Genomic DNA, 4,132 nt, shown 5'->3' with positions numbered 1-4,132 from the left:
AATAATTGACTCCTTCAACTGGTAGAATCATATAGCATTAAAACTAAATAAAGGCCTTGATGTGATTTATTTAACGTGAGATTTATACTATACATTTAACTTATATAGAAATTAGTTATTTAAAATTACTTAAGTTAGACATGCAAAATAAATAGTGAGGTAAAAATATGGAGCTAAAAGAATTAATCTTAAAGGAAATTGAAAATATTCCTGAAAAATATCTTGCGGAGGAAAATAAAAATGGCTGAGGAAAGGAAATTATCTATTTTTGAGAAATATCTAACAATTTGGGTTTTGCTCTGTATTGGAGCTGGCATATTGTTAGGAAGAGCAGCTCCTGAGATTGCAGTTAAACTGGATTCTTTTTCAATATATAACGTGTCTATTCCTATTGCAATCTGTCTATTTTTTATGATGTATCCAATTATGGTAAAGATAGATTTTGCAGAAGTAGTAAAAGCTGCAAAAACACCCAAACCAGTGGCCTTAACACTGTTTATCAATTGGGCAATAAAACCTTTTACTATGTATTTTATTGCTTCATTCTTTTTGGGTTACCTTTTTAAAGGATTTTTACCTGGAGCAGAAATTATTAAAACAGGACAAGAAGTTGAGTTATGGAGAAGCTATGTTTCAGGCGCTATTTTATTAGGTATTGCCCCATGCACAGCTATGGTGTTGATGTGGAGTTATTTGGCAAAAGGTAATGATGGACTTACTTTAGTTATGGTTGCAATAAATTCTCTGACAATGCTTGTGCTTTATGCTCCTCTTGGAGGTTTTTTACTTGGTGTAAATGCAATGCCTATACCTTGGCAAACAATATTATTTTCAGTAATGATTTATGTGGCCTTACCATTAATTGCAGGATATTTTTCGCGTAAGTGGGTTATCAAATCCAAAGGAATAGAATGGTTTAACAAAAAGTTTTTGCACCTACTTACCCCTATTAGTATAATCGCCCTCCTTGCAACGCTGATCCTCTTATTCACTTTCAAGGGAGAAATCATAACAAATTACCCTTTAACAATATTGTGGATTGCTATTCCCCTATTTATTCAAACGATATTCATCTTTGCTCTGGGATACTTTGTCCTAGCTAGACTACTAAGGCTCTCCTATCATGATGCGGCTCCTTCTGCGATGATTGGTGCTTCAAATCATTTTGAGGTAGCAATAGCAACAGCAACAATGCTATTTGGCTTATCTTCTGGTGCAGCTTTAGCAACAGTGGTCGGTGTTTTAATTGAAGTTCCTGTAATGCTTATGCTTGTATCAATTTGTAAAAAATATTGTTATTTATTTGAAGAATGCCATTTAGATTTACCCCAGTGCAAGACTAAATATGGGACTACTAAAATTGAGAAAATAACGTGAAAAAGATCTCCCGACTTCGCAAGCTCAACTTTCCTCCGACTTCGCAAGTCAGATTTTCCCCGTAAATACGCCATTTTCTTAACCCAAGCTTGCCAACACTATGTCCTAAAATTATATAGAATCACAGCAAGTTTTAGTCAATCTACAATGATTAAAATCCCACTAATTTTACTTCTTCTTCTAGTTCGATATTAAATTTAGCCTTAACTGTTTTTTTGACAAATTTTATAAGATTGTATATATCACTGCTTGTTGCATTTCTTTTATTAACAATAAAATTACAATGTTTTGTCGAAACCTCACAGCCCCCCAGTTTGTAGCCTTTTAGTCCACATTTTTCAATTAACTCTCCTGCGCAATAATCTTTCCCTCTTTTAAACACTGACCCACAAGATGAATATTCTAATGGCTGACTACTTGCTCTTCTTGTTAAAATATTGTCCCTAATTTTTAGGGAATTCATACAAGAAGATTCAAAAGATAACTTTAATGCAACTGATAAGATTATATAATCCTTTAAGCCATCTGCATTTCTATATGAAAAATTAGCTTTACTATTATCAACTATAAATACCCTGCCATATTTATCTAACACAGTGATATGTGTAATAAAATCACCAATTTCAACACCATAAGCACCAGCATTCATATATGTAGCCCCACCAATTGTCCCAGGGATACCAGATAAATAAATAATCTTTGAAAAACCGAAGATTGTTGTAAAGCCTATAAAATCATCTAACAAAACACCTGCACCTATATAATAGATATCCCTATTAAAGTATATCCAATTATTAAGCTTTCTAAGGTTTACAATAATCCCATCAAAATACTTATCAGAAAATAGTATATTACTGCCCCTGCCAATAAAATAATAATCTAATTGATTATCCCTTATAAAGGCTAAAACATCCCTTAACTCATTTATATTTTTAGGGGTAGCAAAATATTTAGATACGCCACCAGTTTTATAGGTAGAATAAGTTGATAAATCAACATCATTAAAAATTGTTACATTTTTAAAATCTATGCTTTTGTATTTTTTAGTGCATTTTTGCAAAGCTCGCATTTTAAATCCCCTATTAAATAGTTGCCCAATTCAAATAGTACATCCTGAACAATCCTTTTGTTTTTATTCATATTTTCTTTTACTTCTAAGGTTGTTAATTTTTTGGCCGATAGACCAGCTGCATAGTTTGTTACAATGCTAACATTTGCATAACACAATTCAGCTTCTCTAGCTAACACTGCCTCTGGCATCAATGTCATACCAACTATATCAGCACCAAGTAATTTAAACATTTTTATTTCGCTTGGACTTTCTAATCTTGGACCATTAGTACATACATAGGTAGCCCTTTGATTAAATTTAATCTTATGATCAACTAATATTTTACTTATTGTGTCTCTCAACTGTGGGCAAAGTGGCTCAGTAAAATCAATATGAAAAATATTGCCAAAATCAAAGAATGTAGATTCTCTATTAGAAGTAAAGTCCAAAATATCATCTGGTATAACTATTGTGCCAGGTTTGCATAAATCACTAATGCCTCCAACGGCACAAATTGATATTATTTTATCCACCGATAACTTTTTAAAACCATTAATATTTGCCCTATAATTTATCCTATGTGGAGCAATGGTGTGTTTATCCCCATGCCTTGCTAAAAAGTAATATTCTGTATTATTTAATTCATAAACCTTATAGCTACTAGAAGGCTTGCCATAATCAGTTTCAAGCTTTATTTCCTCAATAAATTTAAGCCCTTCTAATTTATATACGCCTGAGCCACCTATAATCCCAATTCTATTCATAAACCTACCTCTTTTCTAAGTGTACAACCTTATCTGCACAATTTGCAATATTTTCATCATGGGTTGCAACAATTATAGTTGTTCCTCTTTTATTTTCATTTAAAAAAATATTTAAAACGTTATCACTATTTTTTCTATCTAAATTACCTGTAGGTTCATCCGCTAAAATAATCTCTGGATTATTGATTAAGGCTCTACAAATTGCAGCCCTTTGCCCTTCTCCACCAGAACACTCTGCAGGATAATGTTCTATCCTATCTGAGAGCCCTAAAAACTCTATAACCTTATAAGCTTTCTCTTTAGCTTCTTTATCCCCTAATCCTGCAACCATTGCAGGTATCATAACATTTTCTAATATTGTAAAATCTGGCATTAGATAGTGATGTTGAAACACAAAACCAACAACGTGTTTTCTATAGTTATCCATATTGTTGTTTTTCCCAAATATATTTTGATTATTATACAATAAAAGGCCACTATCAGGCGTGTCAAGTCCACCTAGGATATGCAACAGCGTTGATTTACCAGAACCTGATGGTCCTACAATAACAACAAACTCTCCTTTAGCAATTTCTATATTAAAATTAACTAATACTTCTATTTTTTGGCGAGCCTTCATAAAAGATTTATGCAAATCCTTAATATTCAATATATAATCATTCATTTCTCAATACCTGTGAAGGGTTCAATTTCGATGCTCTTTGAGATGGATAAAGGGTAGCTAAAAAGGTTATAATAATAGTTGAGGCTGATACAATTAAAAATATCTCAGGTGTTATCTTAATTGGAATTTTATCAATATAGTAAATCTCCTCAGGTAGGGATATAATCTTATAGCGCTCTAACATAAAGCTAACAAGAAAAGCTAGAATATTGCCAATAACTGTTCCAATAACTCCAATTAACAACCCTTGCTTTATAAAAATTTTCCTTATTAAAG

At 32.1% G+C, this 4,132-nt stretch carries 5 protein-coding genes; 1 reads left to right on the top strand and 4 read right to left on the bottom strand.

Annotation, left to right across the window (positions count from 1 at the left end; genetic code table 11):
- The first annotated feature begins 240 nt into the window (after nt 1–240).
- Nucleotides 241–1,377, top strand: a complete 1,137-nt coding sequence (gene arsB, locus SVN78_09135) for an ACR3 family arsenite efflux transporter (protein MDY6821769.1) — start codon at nt 241–243, stop codon at nt 1,375–1,377.
- 151 nt (nt 1,378–1,528) lie between these two features.
- Here arsB and murB read toward each other — a convergent pair whose 3' ends face one another.
- From murB to SVN78_09115, 4 genes are all read right to left on the bottom strand, one after another.
- Nucleotides 1,529–2,446: a UDP-N-acetylmuramate dehydrogenase gene (gene murB, locus SVN78_09130; GenBank protein MDY6821768.1), complete on the bottom strand. Its 918-nt coding sequence runs from the start codon at nt 2,444–2,446 to the stop codon at nt 1,529–1,531.
- Complete coding sequence (gene mtnP / locus SVN78_09125) at nt 2,404–3,192, bottom strand: S-methyl-5'-thioadenosine phosphorylase (protein ID MDY6821767.1); 789 nt, start codon at nt 3,190–3,192, stop codon at nt 2,404–2,406. Before mtnP ends, murB begins: the two co-directional genes overlap by 43 nt.
- Nucleotides 3,193–3,196: 4 nt before the next feature.
- A complete protein-coding gene (locus SVN78_09120; GenBank protein MDY6821766.1) occupies nt 3,197–3,856 on the bottom strand; it encodes an ABC transporter ATP-binding protein in 660 nt (219 codons plus the stop codon).
- Nucleotides 3,849–4,132, bottom strand: a 284-nt coding sequence (locus tag SVN78_09115; GenBank protein ID MDY6821765.1) for an FtsX-like permease family protein, incomplete at its 5' end; no start/stop codon positions are given. The genes SVN78_09115 and SVN78_09120, both read right to left, overlap by 8 nt.

Source organism: Deferribacterota bacterium, assembly GCA_034189185.1.
Classification (GTDB): domain Bacteria; phylum Chrysiogenota; class Deferribacteres; order Deferribacterales; family UBA228; genus UBA228.
This window is presented reverse-complemented; position numbering and strand designations above follow the sequence as displayed.

What these genes read in the sequence shown, in the direction of transcription:
- mtnP (MDY6821767.1), bottom strand. Translation starts at nt 3,192, where the DNA reads ATGAATAGAATTGGGATTATAGGTGGCTCAGGCGTATATAAATTAGAA.
- arsB (MDY6821769.1), top strand. Translation starts at nt 241, where the DNA reads ATGGCTGAGGAAAGGAAATTATCTATTTTTGAGAAATATCTAACAATT.
- SVN78_09120 (MDY6821766.1), bottom strand. Translation starts at nt 3,856, where the DNA reads ATGAATGATTATATATTGAATATTAAGGATTTGCATAAATCTTTTATG.
- murB (MDY6821768.1), bottom strand. Translation starts at nt 2,446, where the DNA reads ATGCGAGCTTTGCAAAAATGCACTAAAAAATACAAAAGCATAGATTTT.